Consider the following 18,888-nt stretch of genomic DNA (forward strand, 5'->3'; position numbering starts at 1 on the left):
AAAATAGACGCACCTATCCTGTTTACAGAATCTGAGCCATGTACGATTCCGGCCGCAGCTACGGGTTGTCTATTCAAATATTGTGAAACAACAAGTGTTTTACTCATAGCATTCCTCTCATGAATTTATAGGTTTATGATAACAGATAATGTTTGGCAAGTCAAAAAATAATGAAAAAAGGTTTAGAGTCGAATTCGACTCTAAACCTTTTTGAATGTCCGGTTAATTCTTCACATACTTGCGTATAAGCTTGCTTGCCCTGGTTTGACTCAATTGAAGGTGTTCTGCCACCTTTCTTGATGTCTTGTACTTTTCATATGCCTTCCTTATGAGATAGCCTTCGTAGGCACTTGTCTTTTCATCGAATGAGAAGTCTTCATCATCTTCGTCATGCTGTTCAGCCTGCCCTTCAATGCTGAACATTGATATGGGAAGCTGGTTAAGACCTATGACTACAGTATCTGAAGTAAGTACAAGCCTTTCGATGACATGTCGCAGCTCCCTTATGTTGCCTCTCCACTCGTGTCGCAAAAGCACTTCAAGTGCCCTGTCGGATATCTGTCTGTTGGTATTGTACTTGTCTGAAAATTCAGACAGGAAATGTGATACAAGATGTGGAATGTCTTCCGTACGCTTTCTAAGGGGAGGTATGTACAGCTCCACTACATTTAGCCTGTAATACAGGTCCTCGCGGAAATGCCCCAGTTCAACAAGACTCTTCAATGACTTGTTTGTAGCGGCTATAATCCTCACATCAACTTTTACGGGAGTGGTTTCTCCTACGGGAATGAACTCTTTTTCCTGAACCATGTGAAGGATCTTTGCCTGTGCCGAAAGGGGGAGTTCCGATATTTCATCAAGTAGGAGGGTGCCGCCATCGGCCATTGACACCAGACCTTTCTTGCCGGAGTGGCTTGCTCCTGTGAAGGCCCCCTTGGCGTAACCGAAGAGTTCCGACTCTATGAGCTCGCTTGGAAGGCTGGCACAGTTTACCGGGATGAATGGCTTGTCCTTTCTCGGACTTGAAAGATGCATATGATTGGCAAGGTGGGTTTTTCCAACTCCTGTTTCTCCTGTTATTATACAGGTGGCATCAACCTTGCTTATTTTCGTAGCCAGTGAATATATCTTTTTCATTGCCTTGCTCTTGAAGATATACTTGTTGGATTGCGTGGATCCTATGGAGAATTCGGAATCGATTTGGTCATTGTACAGATCTATTTCCTTAACATCGTCCCTTACGTTCATTATCACATATTCTATGTTGTTGTCCTTGTCGAATATTGGAATTGCAATGGTCAGGACTTCCATGCCGTTTGCGAGGGTCTGTCTTGCCCCATAGGCCTTCTTGTCCTCGTACATGGGGGTGAGGAAGCTTGGACCCCACCATTCCTCCCTGGAAAAATCAAGAGAGGTTTTGCCGATCATCTCGTCCTGAGTTGCTCCATAGTGGCGTGCACAGGCTTTGTTGACATAGAGCAGCTTGTAGTTGTTGTCCGTAATGTATATTTCATCATACATATTGTCTATAAGATTGAAGAATGTCGGAAAATCGAAACCGTATATTTTCTTGTCCTCGCCCATCGAATCACCTCTAATGAATTATTATTCCAATACTATTGCCAAGTTTAATAACACAATATTACCTTAAATATATGATGAATGCAAATTGAATTTCCGGGTGAAGATATTAGTGAATAATGACGCTTGTGTATTTAATTATTTTTTGTCATTTTCTTGACAAGCGAGTTGAAAACGATTTTTGTATTTGCAGTTTTGAGTTGGAATCACCTCAAAATTATGGAGTTCAAGATAATGTTTTTTAGGTAATGATGATAGTGTGGAATTTGACTATCAGGGGAAGTTTGATGTCAATAATCTATAAAAGCTTTGATATCGCTGAATTGAAAGCTTTGATATTCCTCTTTGGCATTGCAGTTTTGGTTGATCTGAATGTCATGTTTTATGAAATGATTAGAAATTGGCACGCTAATTGCATTTATGATTGACATGGAATTCAATTGAAAAATTTAATGATTGTATAGAATTCACAGATATATCAGGAGGACGATTAAATGGAAATGAAGAAGAAGGTGGCGCTTACATGCGCCCTTACAGGATCGGGAGATTCACATCTAAAGCATCCCAATGTACCGAAATCTCCGAAGGAAATAGCGGCAGCAGCAGTTGAAGCTACCAAGGCAGGAGCTTCAGTTGTACACATGCATGTCAGGGACCCAAAGACTGGAGATCCTTGCAGGGAACTGGAACTATATCAGGAGACTGTAAGGCTCATAAGAGATGCCGATGTTGATGTCTGTATAAACATAACAACAGGAATGGGTGGAGACTGGACACCGGACAAGGAGAACCCGTTGATGCCTGGACCGGGATCAGACATGATAACACCTGCAGAGAGAATGGAGCACATCCTAAGATGCAGACCTGAAATCTGTACACTTGACTGCGGAAGCATCAACTGGGGACAGAACCTACTATACATAGCAACCTACGAGCAGCTCAGGGAATCGGCAAAACTGATCCAGGGAACAGGCGTAACTCCTGAAATTGAAGCATTCGACCTTGGATTCATGTGGCAGGCAAGCGATCTCTTGAAGGAGGGACTTCTTCCAAAGAACACAATGTTCCAGCTTTGTGTAGGCATACCTTACGGTGTCAAGTCTACAACATTGGCGGTAGCGGCAATGAGAGACCTGGTTCCAGAAGGACACCACTGGGCAGGATTTGGAATAGGCAGAGAGGAGTTTCCAATGCTTGCTCTCATGTATCTTATGGGTGGAAATGTAAGGGTTGGACTTGAGGACAACATTTACATTTCAAAGGGTGAATTTGCAACCAATGGGCAGCTTGTTGAAAAAGGAAAGTCAATAGTTGAAAGTCTGGGAGGAAGCATCATGACTCCTCAGGAAGCAAGGGATGCATTTGGCCTGATCAAGCAAAAACCACAATTTAAAGAAGTTTCAATCAATAGACAATAAGGCGGTTTAATAATGAGAATAGCATTAGTTGGAGCAGGAGCAATGGGGACAATAATCGGCTCCCTGTTGACAGAAAAAGGATATGATGTCGAACTTGTGGATAGCTACAGGGAACATGTGGAGGCGCTTAACAAAAACGGTGCGAAAATTATCGGAGGAATTGAAAAGACAATTCCCGTCAAGGCGGTTTTGCCGGAAGAGGTAAGCGGCCTTTACGATCTGGTCATATCAATAACGAAGCACGGTGGTTTGATTGAGTCTCTTGAAAACATAAAGCCCTGCACCCATGAGAATACAGTAATACTCACACTTCAGAATGGAATGCCTGAGGAAAAATCAAAGAAGGTGTTCCCAGAAGAAAACCTCATGGGGGGAGGAATGGAGTTTTCAGGTACCTTCATTGGTCCTGGAGTGACAAAACTTGCCTCCGATGCAGATACCCTTGGAGTTTCTTTCGGAAGCTATCTGGGACCTGTTACGGACAAGGTATTGGAAGTGAAGGAAGTGCTGGGAAAAATCGGCCATGTTGAAATCACTGAAAACCTTAAGGGTGTAAGGTGGACAAAGCTTTCCGACAATTCCACCTTCAGCGGTTTTCAGACAGCTCTGGGTTGTTCTGTGGGTGAAATACTTGATGATGACATGGCGATGGACTGTATAGCACACATAGGAATGGAGTGTGCAAGGGTGGTGGAAGCTCAGGGAGTTACACCTGTAGAGCTTTTCGGATTGTTGCCAAGTCCTGAGAGGGTATGCTTCACCAATGAATATGAAAAGGAGAAGGTAAAGGCATATTGGAAAGAGGTTTATTCACCGTACAGGGGACAGATTGCCAGCATGCTTCAGGATATCAGAAACGGCAAGAAGTGTGAAATAAACAACATAAATGGAGAAACAGTAAGGATGGCGGATGAAGCAGGAGTGGAGGTCCCCTTCAACAGGAAAATCGTGGAGGTTGTAACGAAGCTCCAGGACAAGGAAATGGACCTTTCAAATGCATGGAGCAACCTTGAAGAATTCAGGAGACTAATTTAGTTTAGGAGTAATCATGAAGCCATTAAGAGGAATAAAAGTCATAGACTTTACCCAGGCCCATGCAGGAAGTCTGGCAACAATGATTCTTGCAGACTATGGGGCCGAGGTGATTAAAATTGAAAGAGCCGGTGTAGGAGACCTTGCAAGATACTGGGAGCCTATGGTCGGCGAGGACAGTGGGTACTATGCCTTCCTTAACAGGAATAAGAAGAGCATTGCACTGAATGCCTTTGAAAAGGAAGGAAAAGAAATAATATACAGACTGATAAAGGATGCCGATGTTGTTTGTGAAAACTTCAAGCTGGGAAGCATGGAAAGGATGGGATTAGACTATGAAACCCTGAAAGCAGTCAATCCCGAAATAATATATGCCTCTCTCAACGGATTTGGACAGACAGGTGTAATGAAGGACAAGATCGGTCTTGACATACATCTTCAGGCAATGAGCGGCATTATGGACAGGACAGGTTTTCCTGACGGGCCTCCCACAAGGGTGGGAGCGGCCTTCGGGGACCATCTCAGCGGCATGTATATGGCTGCCGCTGTCAACCTTGCCATAATTAACAAGATGAAGACAGGCAAGGGTCAGAAGGTTGACATTGCTATTCTTGACAGTCTGTTTTCAGTTCTTGAGGAAGCTCAGGCAACCTGTGAGTTCAAGGGAAGCTGTGGAAGCAGATCAGGAAATGCATATCCGTCAATGGCGCCCTACGATACATTGAAAACCAGGGACGGTTATGTGACTGTGGCAGTTTCCACTGAAAAGCAATGGAGGTCCTTTTGTGAAGTTCTTGAACTGCAAAACCTTTTGAACGATGAGAGATATCATACCAATGAATCAAGGGATAAGAACTATTACGAGTATCTTAAGCCGGATCTTGAGAATGCGTTTTCTTCAATGTCGAAATTTGAAATCGAAGATAAACTGAACGGAACTGGAGTTTCGGCAAGCGCTGTAAGAACTGTGGGAGAAGCCATGGAAAATGAGCAGATAGCAGAGAGGAAAGTCATCAGGGAAGTTGAGGACAAGAAGCTTGGGAAAATCAGATATCCGGGACCTGTAATAAAGCTGTCAAGAACTCCTGGAAGCATTGAAACGGCAGCACCTCTTAGGGGTGAAGATACCGGATACTATTTGCGCAAGATTGGATACTCCGATGACGATATATCGAGCCTTTCACAGACTGGCATCATTGAGACAACAGAGGAGGTGAAGTTGTGAGCATTTTGAATGGAGTAAAGGTAATAGATTTCACCCAGGCTTATCCCGGTCCATTCTGCACACTTCAGCTAGCGGATTTTGGTGCCGAGGTAATAAAGATTGAAAGAAGGGGAATAGGAGACATAAGCAGATATTGGGAACCCATGGTTGAGGATGAAAGCGGCTATTATGCCGCAATAAACAGAAACAAATACAGTCTTGAAGTGGACTTCAAATCTGAAAAGGGTTATAAAACCATAATGAAGCTCATAGAGGAAGCTGATATCCTCGTGGAGTCTTCAAAGCCCGGGACGATGGAGAAACTGGGATTTGGCTATGAGGATGTAATAAAGGTCAATCCTGAAATAATTTATGCATCGGTTTCCGGGTACGGTCAGACTGGTCCAATGAAATCATATCCTGCCTTTGACAATGTCATTCAGGCAATGAGCGGGATTATGGATATGACTGGATTCCCGGACCTGCCACCTGTAAAGGCGGGACCGGCCATAGCAGATTCCATGGCAGGGCTGAACACCACAATAGGAATACTCATGGCATATATAGACAAGCTTAACACTGAAAAGGGGCAGCGGATAGACGTTTCAATGCTTGATTCCATGGTGTCCATACTTGAAAGTCCAATACTTTTCAACTCCATGTTGGGGAAGAAGGTTACCAGATGCGGAAACAACGATGCTGCAACTCTGGTGCCCTACGACGTATATGAATGCAGGGACGGATACTTTTCAGTAGGTCTTGCAGGTGAGAAGGGCTGGTACAAGTTCTGCGAAGTTATGGGTAGGACTGAACTAATAGATGACCCAAGATTTGCAACAAATGCCCTGAGATGTAAAAACTTCCTGGAAATAGATTCCATAATCAGGGGATTCATGATAGATAAGACCAAGGATGAACTTTCTGAAGCCTTTTCTGCAGACAAGATACCCAGTGCACCTGTCATGTCTGTTGAAGAGATAATGAACCACCAGCAGATAAAAGATAGGGAAATGCTTGTAGAGATTGATGACAAGACTGTGGGAAGGTACAGGGCTGTTGGAAACCCAATGAAGCTTGAAAGTACACCTGCTGAAATCAGAAGGGGCGCATCAGGGCTAGGGGAGGACAATGATTATATTCTAAGAGAACATGGCTTTACGGACAAGGAAATAGATGAACTTAGGAAGTCGGGAGTGATTTCTTAGTTTTATCAATTAATAAATGAATCGAATCAACTTATTATTCAATATAAAGACTAGGTGGTGAAAATATGGTAAAATATAGTTGTTGCTATCATGATTCTACATAAGACAATAAGTATTGGCAGAATGGTTATCAGGAATATTATATGTAATTATGTTTGATCTCTTATTTGGGATACATAGGTTAAATTGATTTTTAAATAAAAAATGATAGTGATGGAGGATTTATATGTCACAAAAAAATGAAAACAACAAGCCTTTAAATGCAGCTGTTGACAAGCAGTTGTTCTGGGGAGCAGCGTCCCTAATAGCAATACTTATAGTTGTAATGGTTGTCTTTGAAGAATCAATGGGCGGTGTATTGCAGAATATCTTCAACTTCATGACAGACCAGCTGGGATGGGTATACATATGGGGTGCATTGATTGTAACAGCAGTTATTGCCTGGCTTTCATTTGGAAAGTACAAGGATGTCAAGTTCGGCGGACCTGACGCGATAAAGGAATTCAATACATTCAGCTGGCTTGCAATGTTCTTCTGTTCAGGAATAGGAACTTCGCTCTTGGCATGGGCATCAAAGGAATGGTACTACTACTATGTTTCACCGCCGCTGGGAGTTGAAGCACTGACGACAGAGGCTGCCGAGGTTGCATCTGCTTATCCCTTGTTTCACTGGGGTATCATCGGATGGGCAATATACTGCATCATGGCTTTCCCTATAGGATATGCATACTGGAACAGAGGTGCCGATTCAATGAGATTCTCTACGGCATGTTCAGGAGTTATCGGCGAGAAGAATGCAAAGGGACTTCTTGGTAAATTCATAGACTTCCTATTGATCTTCGGACTTCTGGGAGCAAATGCAACTTCACTTGGTTCAGGAACACCAATGCTAGCGGAATCAGTAAGCAGACTGCTTAATGTTCCACATACCTTTACAGTAGATATATGGGTCGTTGTAATCTGGACTGCATTGTTTACAACTTCAGTTACACTTGGTCTCAAGAAGGGCATCAAGATGCTTAGTGATATAAACATCATTCTTGTTCTTGCGCTTTGCAGTTTTGTGTTCATTGTAGGACCTACTTTCTTCATGATAAACAACTTCACAAACAGCATGGGATACATGACAACAAACTTCTTCAGAATGGCATTTTATACGGATGCAATCGGCGGAAGCATGTTCCCACAGTGGTGGACAGTATTCTACTGGGCATGGTACTTTGCATATGCACCATACATGGGAATATTCATAGCAAGGGTTTCAAGGGGAAGAACCTTCAGAGAAGTAGGACTTGGAGTTCTCATAGGCGGATCCCTGGGATGTGCACTGTTCTTTGCAATACTTGGCAACAACGCACTCTTCAATGAACTGTCAGGAACATATGCCTTCATAGAGACAGCCAAGACTCAGGGAGACTTTGCTGCAGTGGTAGGTTCCCTAATGGTGCTTCCAGGAAAGCAGATTATATTGCTGATATTCGTATTCATAGGATTTGTGTATTCGGCAACTACAATCGACTCTTCTGCATACTGTATGGCTACTGTTGCATCCAAGGACCTTAAGAAGGGTGAGGAGCCAACATGGTGGAACAGGATGTTCTGGGCCCTGATGCTGGGTACAGTAGCCCTTGTAGTAATGAACATAGGCGGATTGGTGCCTATCAAGACGGCATCCCTTGTTGTTGCATTCCCCATACTTTTCTTCGTAGGAGTAGCGGTTGTATCCTTCAAGAGATGGCTGGATGAAGACAAGCCTCACCTGCAAGTGATATCTGAAGACTACGTGAAAGTTGATAAGATGGGCAAATAGATTAATATGACATTAACGATGAGTTGCAGGCTGAAAGGGCTGCAACCTTCGTCTATAATTTTATAGACAGACTGAAAATACTTGATAAGGAATGATTTTGTGAAAATAGATAATATAGTCGAAGATTCTGCTGATGAACCTTTGGAGAATTTTGAGATTGATATAGATATTAGAATAAACAGGATGATGTCCCTGAAGGAGGCCAAGCAATTGGTGGAAAGGGAGCTGATAACCAAAGTCATGGACAAGGTTGGAAGCACCTATAAGGCGGCAAAAATCCTTGAAGTGAGCCAGGCTACAATTTCAAGGAAATCAAAAAGATACAAGGATGAGATTTTCAGTACAGCTGAAAACAATTGACAGTCGGTTTCCAATTCGATACTATATAACAAAAAAGTGCGTACTTGTTATGAATGCACCTATCACTTATAATATGGTTATCAAAGAAATTGAAATACTTTTAGCTAAATTTAACTCGAAAAAAGACTGTCTGTAGGGAGGCAGTCTTTTTTGTGGTTTGTGAAAGTCAATATGTCACAACTCAAGATATTCTGCAACAATTTTCTGGTGGTCTCCATCGTTGTATGCGACTATATTCTTTAGATATATAAAGGAATCGATATCCATCGAATTGAATTTCACAGCTATGCCTTCATCGTCAAGTCTTTGTATTTCCCCTTCGATTTCGATGTAGGAATTGGTTGATACTCCCGACATAAGGAGCTTGAGCCTGATTGGATCTCTTTCCTGAAGCATTTCCAGACTGGAAGTTTTGATGAATGCGCTTTTCAAGCTGAGGTCTGTAACCTGTCCCTTGTACTCGTATGATGAATTTTTAATTTCGGCGTCTGTACAGAAAAGAACTCTGGAAAGCTTTCTTTTTTCAAACATTTTATCACCTTCAATCAAAAACTGCTGTCTTCTTATATATGCTTTTGCTATAATAAGGATATCATGATTAGAGGAAGGAAATCAAATGGAATATTTTATTTTAAGCACAAATGTATTGTTTCCTGTATTGGTGATGATAGTAATAGGATATATTTTGAAAAAAACGGGACTGGCTGATGAAGATTTCGTATCCAAAAGCTCCACCCTGGTATTCAAGGTGGCACTTCCGGCTGCAATGTTTTACAATACGGTAAATTCAAAGACGGAATTCAATTTCGATATGGATACCTGGGAATTTCTAATAGTTACCTGCGGATGCCTTTTGGCTACATTCTTTGCTGCGTTTTACATTGCAAAGAAATCCAAGTGGGACAGCAAGACAAAAGGAGCCTTTGTACAGGGAGCCTATAGAAGCAACTATGTAATAATAGGCTATGTAATAATCGAGAACCTTTTCGGAGATATTGCAATGCTGAAGATGAGTCTTCTGGCAGTGTTTGTAATACCACTATACAACATACTTGCTGTGGTTATACTTACGATTTACAACCCAAACAACAAGGAAATCAATATTGGAGGAATTATAGGGAATATTGCAAGAAACCCGTTGATTATTGGAATAATGACAGGTTTCATATTCAAGACCATGAATATTCCCATCCCTGTTTTTGCTAACAACACCCTTTCCTTGTTGAAGGGCATTGCCACTCCTCTTGCTCTAATAAACATTGGGTCCATGTTTTCTGTCAACATAGATATTGGATACAGGAAACCCATGTTGACGGCTGTAGCAATAAAGACAATACTGAAACCCCTGCTCTTTACGGCTTTGGCAGTCGCTCTAGGCTTCAGGGACCATACCCTGGGTGTTATGTTCATTGTTTTTGCAACACCTACGGCAGCAAGCTCATTCATAATGGCAAAGGCAATGAACAGCAACGAAACTCTGGCGTCAAACATAGTAGTAATAAGTACAACCATTTCTTTCATAACGATTTTCACAGGAATTTCAGTGCTCAAATACCTGGGACTATTTTAGTTTTACAAACATGGTGCACAAATATATAATGTATCTGTACACTTTTTTATTACATGACGTTCAAGATAATTCCGGCATCTGGGAATTAACATTCATTTGAACGTCAGATAATTCGAAGGATTCGATGTCCTGAGAATTTTAGTTAAATTCAACCTGAGAGGTACCGTGATGGACAAGAGATCCAACAGATTTTTTCTGTATTATATACCAATGTTCATAGTCTTTGTGATTATATTCAAATTCATATACCAGGACAATGGCGTGAGCAGGATAATAAACATATTCGTTCCAATACTTGCAGGGGTCTTTCTGTCCCTTGTTCTTAATCCCCTTATGAATTTTTTAAGGAGGATATTCAGGCTCAAGCTGCTGGCAATAATACTTACCTATGTAATATTCATAAGCGTATTGACCATATTCACTCTAATAATAATTCCTCAGATCGGAAGGTCATTGACAAATTTTATCCATGACATACCAAATATAATTGCAGGAATAGAAAATATCTTCAGGGATCCTCCTGAATTTCTTGATTTCATTGAAACAAAAGATGCCTATGCATTTTATCAGAACAACATACCGAGAGTGGTTGAAAGGCTTACGAATCTCAGTTCCACAATGGTCAGCATGACAATAATAAGCGTAATAAATATTACGTCGGCCTTCATCAAATTTATTATGGCATTGATTATTTCAGCCTATATACTCTGGGACAAGTCGCATTTCGAAAAACTTTACCATAAGGTTCTTTACAGTTTTTTGGAAAAGGGAACATCCTCTACTATAATCAAGCTTGGCAAAGAGCTCAACGACAATGTTGTCAATTTCATTTCAGGCAAGCTTCTTGATTCCTTCATCATAGCAATAATAACATATCTGGGTACGAGATTCATTATACATGCTCAGTATCCACTGATTCTTGCACTGATTATTGGAATAACAAATATGATTCCATACTTTGGGCCATTGATTGGAGGAGTGCCTGCAGTAATAATTACCCTTCTTGTTGATCCAGTCAAAGGTCTTTGGATGATACTTTTTGTAATAATCATACAGCAGTTTGACGGATTGGTGCTGGGGCCGAAAATACTTGGGATCCAGCTTGACCTTAAACCTATCTGGATAATTATCGCGATAATCGTAGGTGGCGGACTTTTTGGAGTATGGGGAATGTTTTTTGCTACACCTGTTGCTGCGCTCTTGAAGACAATTATGTATACATATATGGAATTCAAACTCCGTGGAACCGACCTTGATTTCCTTCATGATGATTAAAAAATGAGTGTGGACAGATATCGACAATGGTGTGGAAATGTTGACAAGTGTGTGCACAAGTATCAAAAATAGGGGTCTTTTTGTGGATAAATGGGAAAAATGTTGGAAAATTAAGGAAAAAACATTTGAAAAACTGTGGATAACCTGATTAGAAATTGTTGAAAGGCTGTTAAGAAAATGTACGGAGAAATGAGATATCGAACTTTGAATTATGAACTGAAAAAAACGTTCGGAGAGAAGGTTGTGAAACTTTCAATTGACGGAGGATTTACCTGTCCAAACAGGGACGGTACCATAGACAGCAGGGGATGCATATTCTGCTCGGAAATGGGGTCGGGAGAATTTGCCGGCAGTAGGGAACTCAGCATAATCAGGCAGATAGAGGAGCAGAAGGCGTTGCTTGGGAAAAAATGGAAGTCAGGCAAGTATATAGCCTATTTTGGCTCCTTTACAAATACATATGCTCCTGTAGAGGAGCTGAGGAGAAAATATTATGAAGCCCTTGGATGCGAAGGTGTGATAGGTCTTGCCGTTGCAACGAGGGCCGATTGCATATCTGACGAAATCATGGACCTTTTCAGGGAAATCAATGAAAAATATTTTCTTTGGGTGGAAATTGGACTACAAAGCATACATGAAGATTCTGCAAAATATATCAGACGGGGATATGACTTGAATGTTTTCAATAAAACATTTAATAATCTTCATGAATTGGGTATAAAGACGGTAGTGCATATAATACTTGGGATACCGGGTGAGGACAGGGCAGACATGATGAGGACCGTGGATTATGTTTCTCGGCTGAAACCCTGGGGAGTCAAGCTTCATATGCTTCACGTAATTAAAAACACGGATCTTGAAAAGGCATATCTGGAAGAAGGGTTTCCACTTTTTGAAAAGGAAGAATATGTAAAGACAATATGCGATTCGCTGGAAAGGCTACATGGTGACATAGTAATACACCGGATAACAGGTGACGGTAAAAAAAGCGACCTTGTTGGTCCCCGTTGGAGTCTTGACAAGCTTAGGGTCATATCGGAAATAAACATGGAAATGAAACGGCGTGATTCATTTCAGGGTTGCAGAGTGAAGTGAACTACGAAATTGCTTCGCTAAATAATAAGGATGGTATTGGTATGGATAGAAACATCATGCAAAATGACATAGAACTGGTGAAGAATGATGACCTGAGCATCAATGACTTCATAGTCAAATACAAGCCGTTTATTTATTCGGCAATAAGCAAGTATGATGGGACTTATATCAGCGACCAGTCGGAACTGACTTCCGTTGGAATGCTTGCCTTCAAGGAGGCTGTCGATAATTATGATTTTGACAAGGGCAGCTTTTACGGTTATTCCAATCTTGTAATCAAGTCAAGGCTCATAGATCATTTCAGGAAGGAAGCAAGGCACTATGAACGTGAAATGGTAATATTGGACGAATCCTATGACAGTGACAACAATATTGATACCCTTGAAAGGAAGAGGGCGATTGAGGAGTTCAACAACCAGGAAAAGGCAAGCTACCTAAGGGAGGAAATAACAAGATTTGTTTCAGAACTTACGGACTATGGAATAAAGATGAGCGATTTGGAAAAGCTTTCTCCAAAGAAAAAAGAATTGAGGATGAAATATATAGCCGCATCTGAAATGATTGCATCTGATGAAGGTCTTTTGAATCGCTTTTATGAGATGAAAAGACTTCCGGTATCAATAATAATGGAGAGGCACGGATTGAACAGAAAACAGGTTGACAGGGCAAGAAAATACCTTGTTGCATTGATACTGATCAAGTGCGGAGACTATGAATATTTGGCTGAATATATCAAAATCTGATGATTGCAATGGTTTTACCCCTTTTTTGGAAGGGGTTTTTTCGTATCTATTTATTGACAAGGGGAAAGACATTATACAAGGAGTGGATATTATGAAAGGCGTTTTGATTGACAAGGGTAAGAAACATGGGACATTTCTTACCGGTAACGGTGAATTTGTCAAAGGCAAACACAAGAATAGAGACATTGGAGAAGAATTTGTGATTGAAAAAAGTATGATTGATATGAAGAAGGCAGCGCTGGTTATGGTGCTTGTGATTGCACTTGTTGGAGGGTATATTCCTTACAATTCCATGACTAGTGCTTATGGATATGTTGAAATAGACATTAATCCATCAGTTGAGCTGGGTTACAACGAAAATATGAAAGTAATAAAAATAAATGCTTTGAATGATGAAGGTGAAGATATAATTGCAAACATAGATTTGAAGCTCAAGGGAATGCAGGTGGATGATGCAGTGGAAGCAATAATAGCATATGCAGAATCGCAGGAGTATTCCACTGATGATGTAGTACTGACTTACACCCACTCCGATGAAGATGATATAGACGAAGCAGTAGAAGGAATTCTTTGTGGCATTGATGATGGTGATGGTACTGTAACCTGTGTAGAAGTTGAAAAAGAAAAATATAAGGAATTCAGGAAGCAGAGTGAGGAAGAGGGAGAAAACATTCCTCCTGCAGTTTATGTACTCAAAGAAAAAATTGCTGACCTTCAAATTGAACTTGACGATGATGAAAAAATTGAAGAATTAACTGAAGGCTACGACCTTGAAAATTGCAAGGTTAGCGATCTGGCTCATATAAAAAATGCTATAAAGAAGGAAATTCAGGAAGAGAAAAAGGCAGAAAAAGAAAACAACCAAAACCAAAATTCCGTAGGCGTTGAGAATCAGGAACAGGAGCAGGAAGAAAACGGTAAAGGAAAGGAAAATGCTCCTGGCCAGATAAAGGAAAAGAATGATGACGATGGAGATGATGGAAGCATTGAATCTTCGGATGACGACAGTGGTGATGAATCCGAAGGTGAAAATGAAGATTCATCCGAGGGCAATGGCCCGGGGAACAGCCAGGGAAACAACGGTAATAAAGGAAGCAACAAGGGGACCGGAAACTGAGAATGAAACAATAGAATGAGATTGAATCAGATATTAAACAGCTGCAGGCAAGCCTGCAGCTGTTGTTGTTCAAACTTATGAAAATAAAACTGCATAATCTCTTGAAATATTGGGGTTGTGTGGTTTGAAATCAAAGGAATTTCATAAGGTTCAGGCCCACTTCCTCATCGAAATAGCGGTCGATTTTGCCGTCGATTATATTTATAGTCAATTCGGCGGTGGCGCTTACCACGGCTTTTGTCATGTGACCTCCGAAGGTGTATTGCTTGTTGTCGGCTATTGCCATGTGAAGATGAAGGTAGGGTTTGTGTTCCATTGTTGATATGTTGCCGCAAAGGGACACTATCTCGAAATCACCTCTGAATTCTCTCTTTGAATAAATCTTGTCCAGGGTGTTGAACAAGCCCAGTTCAACCTGTTTGACGGCTCCTATGCCGCTAACCGTTCCAAGTGAAATATTTTCCTTTTCTATAACTTCCTTTAGAACTTCGATAATATCTTCATCCTTTTCAGCTCTGATAATGAGGGTGTTGTTGAATCTTTTATAAATCATAATCAATCTCCTCCTGAAGTATATATGCTTATTATAACACATAATCAAGGGATTAATAATGATTATTAACTCATCACGGGTCAGAGAAGCTACTGGTTACAGGTTTACGTTATATTGAAACGTCTGTTGTCTATTTCGGTTATGGCGTCCTTTATGGATTTTTTTAAGATCTCTTCTGAATAATATTCTTCAGACACTATAAAATCCATGAATCCATCCACGACAGATTTCTTGAACTCACTATACTTTTCATCATAATTGAGATACATTCCAATAAGTTTTCCCGTATCGGTCAGAAGGCTTCCTTTTTCGAAGGACTCGAAATCTACGCCGTATAGTGTTGCTTCGCTGCTGTATGAAACGATGAAATTCCTGAAATTCATATCGTTGAAGGACAGTTTTTCAGTCTTGATTCCTTCAATGGAATGGAAGGAATCAAGCCAGGAGAATATGGATTTGAGAACGGCAAGGGCGCATTCCGGGTCTTTTTTCTTCTCAGCTGTCTCAACGGCGTCAAGGGCTGTGATACCTTCAATGTATTCCATCAATAATGTGCAGTTTTCATCATCCCATTCAAGAATTTTCGGGATTTTGAGAGATGAACTTTCGATTATGAAATGGTTTGATTTTTCACGAAGATAGTTATCACAGGTTCTGAATTCCTTCAGAATTAATATCCTGTTTTCAGCCTCCGCCAGATATACATTGTTTTTTTTTGACTTGAATTCTTTTATAATCTTCAAATTTATCTCCTATAACACAGATATGTTCACAAGTATGAGGGCAAGGGAAAGCATTGCAGTTGCTGCCAGAATCATATAGTCGGACCTGTTGAACTTCAGTTGAATTATGCTGGTCCTTCTGTCATAGGCCCTGAATCCCCTGCATTCCACGGAGAGGGAAAGCTTCTTCGCCTTGTTCAGGGTTCCTGCTATTACAGGAGTGAATACGTAGGATATGATTTCAAAACGTCTCTTCAGGGGAAGGTTCCTTATGTCTATTCCTTTTAGCTGTATTGCCGTGAAAGTGTCCTTTGTCTCCTCCATCAGAAGTGGCAGAAACCTTATTCCTACTGATGTCATGAATGCCATGTCGTAGGGCAGCTTCATCTGCACAAGACCCTGCACGAGCATCCTCATGCTGCATGTTGAAATTATGGTTCCCGATATGAGTATTACAAGAAGTCTCATTAGAAAACCAAATCCGCGTTTCAATCCCTCGTCGGTTATTAACGTAAAGTTTTTCGTTCCTATCACTACATTTCCCGATTTCACAAAAATACTTTGAAGGATGACTATCATGACTATTACCGACATCATTTTCCTCAGTCTTTTGACTGAAGACATAAGGCTTGCCTTGAAAATGAAGGCGGCCAACAGTCCAAGGAAAAAGACTGTCAGCTGCATCCAGGGATTGCTGAAAAACAATCCAAGTGTTGATATACACATTACAATGAAAAGCTTTGTTCTTGGATCAGCATCTCTTATCATATTTAACACATCCTCCCTCAAGCTTGATTATCCTGTCAGAGTGCCTGTCGATGAAGCTTTTGTCATGACTGATCATGAGAATGCCAACCTTGCTTTTGATCCTGTCCAGATATCTGCTGAGGTCTTCCTTTCTCTTTATGTCAAGTCCTGTAGTAGGCTCGTCAAGAATGAGGAATTCAGGGTCATTAAGTAAAACAGCTGCAATGGCAAGCCTTTGCTTCTCTCCCTGACTTAGAAAATATGAAGTTGAGTCCCGGATTGATTTCAGGTCAAAGATATCCAGCATTTCATCTGTTCGTTCCCTTATTTCATCCTCGCCGCAGTTCTTGAATTTCATGCCGAATGCAAGCTCCTCGAAAACGGTAGGTGCAAAAATCTGCTTGTCGGGATTCTGGAAGAGGTAGCCTATCTTTCGCCCTATCTGAGGAAGAGACATGGACCGAATGTCTTTCCCTTCGATGGATACCTGACCTGATTGAAAGGGTAGTATTCCAGTCATGACCTTTCCAAGAGTTGTCTTTCCACTTCCGTTCGGTCCTGTAAGTGATGTGAAGCCCTTGTCTGTAAAAACGAGGCTTATGTCTTTAAGGATATGGATGTCCCTTATGCTGCAGTTCATGTTACTGATTGTGATGAAATCCGTCATTTGAGTTCTCCGTCGAATTCAGACAGCCTTCCCAAGTCCAGCAGGTATATGGTATCTGCCGTTTCAAGATTGCTGAAATCATGTTCTATCATTATTACTGTCTTTCCCTTTTCCTTGAGCTTCTTAAGGGTATCCTTGATGAGGAGTCTTCCCCTTTCATCTATCTGGGACATGCATTCGTCAAGGATTACAATATCTACATCGGGAGTCAGCACTGAAGCTATTGATATGAGCTGCTTTTCCCCTCCCGACATGTGGTTGGGATTCTTGTCTCTGAGACGTCCTATGTCAAGGAGGCCGCATACCTTATCTATACTGTCGAATATTTCCATCCTTTCAAAGCACAGGTTTTCCGGGGCAAAGGCCATCTCGTCCTCAGCGCAGGAAAAAAGTATCTGGCAGTCGGGGTCCTGAAATACGGTTCCTATTGTCGTTACAAGTTCATGGAGTTCCTTTTGTTCGATGTTCTCGTTTTTGATTATTACATCGCCTTCAATGACTCCGTCTATTCTCTTTGGAATGATTCCATTGATAATATTGATGAGGGTTGACTTGCCCGAACCGCTCAGCCCAACAATTCCTACAACCTCACCTTTTCTGATTCCCAGATTCACATGGTCAAGAATAAGAGGTGAGTCCTGCCTGTATCTGAAGGACAGGTTTCTTGTTTCAATTATATAGTTGTTCATGGCAGTTATTGTATATCCGCCGAAATTGCGTATTTGCACCAGAACTGGCTGAACTGGTCCTTGCTGATTATCATCTGGTAGGGACCTTTGCCTCCCTCTTCCCTTGTGCCTATGAGCTCTCCTTCCTTCTTGTATGCAAGGTATACATTGTCGTCTGCCATGAACTTGTCCATTGGCACTGCTACAGTATATCCATCCACTGCAGAAACAATGACTGCCTCCCTTCCTTCAAGTGATATTCCAGCGTGTTCAAAGATGCTTTTCATCAGGACCCCGGTATACTGGAAGTCTTCAGGGTCAGTGGTGCTTGTGTCAAGGGTTGCGGTGAAGTCCGTTTCTCCAATGGCCTGTATTTCAGTCATATTGTAGGAAGCTATTTCCTCGCCGTTGTCCATCAATATGAACACTGCGTTGTCGTTGAGTTCTTTCTTGGCTGCTGCATTGTCCCTGTTCATCATTATTGCAATTGCAGATATCAGTACAAGTATCAAGATTACAGAAACCAGTATTTTCGTATTTTTGTTCATCTTTTTACCTCCGTTTAAGCTATCATTTTATGAACTCTTTTGTATATGCTGTATGCCAGCAGTCCTCCCAGTCCTCCAGACAATGCTCCCGTTGAAAGGCTAAGGACCAGTGGAAGCATGGGAAGCCTGAAAAAGACAAGGTTGGACATATATGTTCCGCTTAGATTCGCTAACACTCCTGCCAGGAAAAAGTCTGCAGGTTCAACATATTTTTTCCTTAGAACCAGGAATGCCAAGTCGACCATGAGTCCGGGAAGACCATAGGTGACGAGGCTTACCACTCCGTGGGTGCCGAAGGAGCCTGTCAGCATCACTATGAGTCCCTGTGTAAGAGCTATGAGTGTTGCTGCGCCCCTTTTTCCCACCAGTGAGGCTCCAAGCACTATCCACATCATGTAGATGCCTCCGGCAACTGCTCCCCCTGGTATGAAAAGAGGACCTGTTATGAGATGAGTAATTGGAACCACTATGGGTTTTGAAGCAAGGCCAAGGGCTGCGGTGAGTCCTATGACCATGAGTTCGAAAACCGTGAATCCGTCAAGGAAGCTTTTCTTTCTTTTCATATTGTCCTCG

The 18,888-nt window shown here is 41.5% G+C and carries 20 protein-coding genes; 11 read left to right on the plus strand and 9 right to left on the minus strand.

Features of this window, described 5'->3' with window-relative positions:
* Nucleotides 1–222: 222 nt before the first annotated feature.
* Entirely contained in the window at nt 223–1,584 is a 1,362-nt protein-coding gene (locus BUB05_RS09880; RefSeq protein ID WP_073049446.1) for a sigma-54 interaction domain-containing protein, read from the minus strand.
* Nucleotides 1,585–2,075: 491 nt separating this feature from the next.
* Between BUB05_RS09880 and BUB05_RS09885 the strand changes: the two genes are divergently transcribed.
* The 6 genes from BUB05_RS09885 (at nt 2,076) to BUB05_RS09910 (ending at nt 8,610) form a co-directional block, all read left to right on the plus strand.
* Nucleotides 2,076–2,999: a beta-keto acid cleavage family enzyme gene (locus BUB05_RS09885; RefSeq protein WP_342747097.1), complete on the plus strand. Its 924-nt coding sequence runs from the start codon at nt 2,076–2,078 to the stop codon at nt 2,997–2,999.
* A 12-nt stretch (nt 3,000–3,011) separates the two neighbouring features.
* Nucleotides 3,012–4,034: a ketopantoate reductase family protein gene (locus tag BUB05_RS09890; protein WP_073049447.1), complete on the plus strand. Its 1,023-nt coding sequence runs from the start codon at nt 3,012–3,014 to the stop codon at nt 4,032–4,034.
* A 13-nt stretch (nt 4,035–4,047) separates the two neighbouring features.
* On the plus strand, nt 4,048–5,256 hold the full coding sequence (locus tag BUB05_RS09895; protein ID WP_073049448.1) for a CaiB/BaiF CoA transferase family protein: 1,209 nt from the start codon (nt 4,048–4,050) through the stop codon (nt 5,254–5,256).
* A complete protein-coding gene (locus BUB05_RS09900) occupies nt 5,253–6,440 on the plus strand; it encodes a CaiB/BaiF CoA transferase family protein (RefSeq protein ID WP_073049449.1) in 1,188 nt (395 codons plus the stop codon). Before BUB05_RS09895 ends, BUB05_RS09900 begins: the two co-directional genes overlap by 4 nt.
* Before the next feature lie 226 nt (nt 6,441–6,666).
* The gene (locus BUB05_RS09905; protein WP_073049450.1) at nt 6,667–8,250 is read left to right on the plus strand and encodes a BCCT family transporter; all 1,584 of its coding nucleotides are present in this window, start codon (nt 6,667–6,669) and stop codon (nt 8,248–8,250) included.
* 99 nt (nt 8,251–8,349) lie between these two features.
* Nucleotides 8,350–8,610, plus strand: a complete 261-nt coding sequence (locus BUB05_RS09910; protein ID WP_073049451.1) for a hypothetical protein — start codon at nt 8,350–8,352, stop codon at nt 8,608–8,610.
* 174 nt (nt 8,611–8,784) lie between these two features.
* On the opposite strand, the gene BUB05_RS09915 is transcribed toward BUB05_RS09910, so the two are convergent.
* A complete protein-coding gene (locus tag BUB05_RS09915) occupies nt 8,785–9,141 on the minus strand; it encodes a PilZ domain-containing protein (RefSeq protein ID WP_073049452.1) in 357 nt (118 codons plus the stop codon).
* Between the two features lie 85 nt (nt 9,142–9,226).
* Here BUB05_RS09915 and BUB05_RS09920 point away from each other — a divergent pair, with 85 nt between their 5' ends.
* From BUB05_RS09920 to BUB05_RS09940, 5 genes are all read left to right on the plus strand, one after another.
* Nucleotides 9,227–10,180: an AEC family transporter gene (locus tag BUB05_RS09920; protein WP_073049453.1), complete on the plus strand. Its 954-nt coding sequence runs from the start codon at nt 9,227–9,229 to the stop codon at nt 10,178–10,180.
* Nucleotides 10,181–10,348: 168 nt separating this feature from the next.
* Nucleotides 10,349–11,455, plus strand: coding sequence for an AI-2E family transporter (locus BUB05_RS09925; RefSeq protein ID WP_073049454.1), 1,107 nt, complete (start codon nt 10,349–10,351; stop codon nt 11,453–11,455).
* Between the two features lie 177 nt (nt 11,456–11,632).
* Nucleotides 11,633–12,550: a tRNA modification radical SAM protein MnmL/YtqA gene (gene mnmL / locus BUB05_RS09930; RefSeq protein WP_073049455.1), complete on the plus strand. Its 918-nt coding sequence runs from the start codon at nt 11,633–11,635 to the stop codon at nt 12,548–12,550.
* A gap of 41 nt (nt 12,551–12,591) precedes the next feature.
* Nucleotides 12,592–13,293, plus strand: a complete 702-nt coding sequence (gene sigI, locus BUB05_RS09935; protein WP_073049456.1) for an RNA polymerase sigma-I factor — start codon at nt 12,592–12,594, stop codon at nt 13,291–13,293.
* Between the two features lie 91 nt (nt 13,294–13,384).
* Nucleotides 13,385–14,410: an anti-sigma-I factor RsgI family protein gene (locus tag BUB05_RS09940; RefSeq protein ID WP_139257983.1), complete on the plus strand. Its 1,026-nt coding sequence runs from the start codon at nt 13,385–13,387 to the stop codon at nt 14,408–14,410.
* Between the two features lie 130 nt (nt 14,411–14,540).
* On the opposite strand, the gene BUB05_RS09945 is transcribed toward BUB05_RS09940, so the two are convergent.
* From BUB05_RS09945 to BUB05_RS09975, 7 genes are all read right to left on the minus strand, one after another.
* The gene (locus BUB05_RS09945) at nt 14,541–14,963 is read right to left on the minus strand and encodes a PPC domain-containing DNA-binding protein (protein WP_073049458.1); all 423 of its coding nucleotides are present in this window, start codon (nt 14,961–14,963) and stop codon (nt 14,541–14,543) included.
* 104 nt (nt 14,964–15,067) lie between these two features.
* Complete coding sequence (locus BUB05_RS09950) at nt 15,068–15,706, minus strand: protein kinase family protein (protein WP_073049459.1); 639 nt, start codon at nt 15,704–15,706, stop codon at nt 15,068–15,070.
* Nucleotides 15,707–15,715: 9 nt separating this feature from the next.
* Complete coding sequence (locus BUB05_RS09955) at nt 15,716–16,453, minus strand: energy-coupling factor transporter transmembrane component T family protein (RefSeq protein ID WP_073049460.1); 738 nt, start codon at nt 16,451–16,453, stop codon at nt 15,716–15,718.
* Nucleotides 16,437–17,099, minus strand: coding sequence for an energy-coupling factor ABC transporter ATP-binding protein (locus BUB05_RS09960; protein WP_073049461.1), 663 nt, complete (start codon nt 17,097–17,099; stop codon nt 16,437–16,439). The genes BUB05_RS09955 and BUB05_RS09960 overlap by 17 nt, the downstream gene beginning before the upstream one ends.
* Nucleotides 17,096–17,788 carry an ABC transporter ATP-binding protein gene (locus BUB05_RS09965; RefSeq protein ID WP_073049462.1) on the minus strand — a complete coding sequence of 231 codons (693 nt, stop codon included), beginning with the start codon at nt 17,786–17,788 and terminating at the stop codon, nt 17,096–17,098. Before BUB05_RS09965 ends, BUB05_RS09960 begins: the two co-directional genes overlap by 4 nt.
* A gap of 5 nt (nt 17,789–17,793) precedes the next feature.
* Nucleotides 17,794–18,315, minus strand: a complete 522-nt coding sequence (locus BUB05_RS09970) for a molybdopterin-dependent oxidoreductase (RefSeq protein WP_073049463.1) — start codon at nt 18,313–18,315, stop codon at nt 17,794–17,796.
* A 14-nt stretch (nt 18,316–18,329) separates the two neighbouring features.
* Nucleotides 18,330–18,878, minus strand: coding sequence for an ECF transporter S component (locus tag BUB05_RS09975; RefSeq protein WP_073049464.1), 549 nt, complete (start codon nt 18,876–18,878; stop codon nt 18,330–18,332).
* Nucleotides 18,879–18,888 lie beyond the last annotated feature (10 nt).

It is taken from the genome of Dethiosulfatibacter aminovorans DSM 17477 (genome assembly GCF_900142005.1).
Taxonomy (GTDB): Bacteria; Bacillota; Clostridia; order Tissierellales; family Dethiosulfatibacteraceae; genus Dethiosulfatibacter; species Dethiosulfatibacter aminovorans.

Coding starts and splice junctions, on each gene's coding strand:
- BUB05_RS09880 (WP_073049446.1), bottom strand. CDS start 1,584: ATGGGCGAGGACAAGAAAATATACGGTTTCGATTTTCCGACATTCTTC.
- BUB05_RS09885 (WP_342747097.1), top strand. CDS start 2,076: ATGGAAATGAAGAAGAAGGTGGCGCTTACATGCGCCCTTACAGGATCG.
- BUB05_RS09890 (WP_073049447.1), top strand. CDS start 3,012: ATGAGAATAGCATTAGTTGGAGCAGGAGCAATGGGGACAATAATCGGC.
- BUB05_RS09895 (WP_073049448.1), top strand. CDS start 4,048: ATGAAGCCATTAAGAGGAATAAAAGTCATAGACTTTACCCAGGCCCAT.
- BUB05_RS09905 (WP_073049450.1), top strand. CDS start 6,667: ATGTCACAAAAAAATGAAAACAACAAGCCTTTAAATGCAGCTGTTGAC.
- BUB05_RS09915 (WP_073049452.1), bottom strand. CDS start 9,141: ATGTTTGAAAAAAGAAAGCTTTCCAGAGTTCTTTTCTGTACAGACGCC.
- BUB05_RS09920 (WP_073049453.1), top strand. CDS start 9,227: ATGGAATATTTTATTTTAAGCACAAATGTATTGTTTCCTGTATTGGTG.
- BUB05_RS09925 (WP_073049454.1), top strand. CDS start 10,349: ATGGACAAGAGATCCAACAGATTTTTTCTGTATTATATACCAATGTTC.
- mnmL (WP_073049455.1), top strand. CDS start 11,633: ATGTACGGAGAAATGAGATATCGAACTTTGAATTATGAACTGAAAAAA.
- sigI (WP_073049456.1), top strand. CDS start 12,592: ATGGATAGAAACATCATGCAAAATGACATAGAACTGGTGAAGAATGAT.
- BUB05_RS09940 (WP_139257983.1), top strand. CDS start 13,385: ATGAAAGGCGTTTTGATTGACAAGGGTAAGAAACATGGGACATTTCTT.
- BUB05_RS09945 (WP_073049458.1), bottom strand. CDS start 14,963: ATGATTTATAAAAGATTCAACAACACCCTCATTATCAGAGCTGAAAAG.
- BUB05_RS09955 (WP_073049460.1), bottom strand. CDS start 16,453: ATGATAAGAGATGCTGATCCAAGAACAAAGCTTTTCATTGTAATGTGT.
- BUB05_RS09960 (WP_073049461.1), bottom strand. CDS start 17,099: ATGACGGATTTCATCACAATCAGTAACATGAACTGCAGCATAAGGGAC.
- BUB05_RS09965 (WP_073049462.1), bottom strand. CDS start 17,788: ATGAACAACTATATAATTGAAACAAGAAACCTGTCCTTCAGATACAGG.
- BUB05_RS09970 (WP_073049463.1), bottom strand. CDS start 18,315: ATGAACAAAAATACGAAAATACTGGTTTCTGTAATCTTGATACTTGTA.
- BUB05_RS09975 (WP_073049464.1), bottom strand. CDS start 18,878: ATGAAAAGAAAGAAAAGCTTCCTTGACGGATTCACGGTTTTCGAACTC.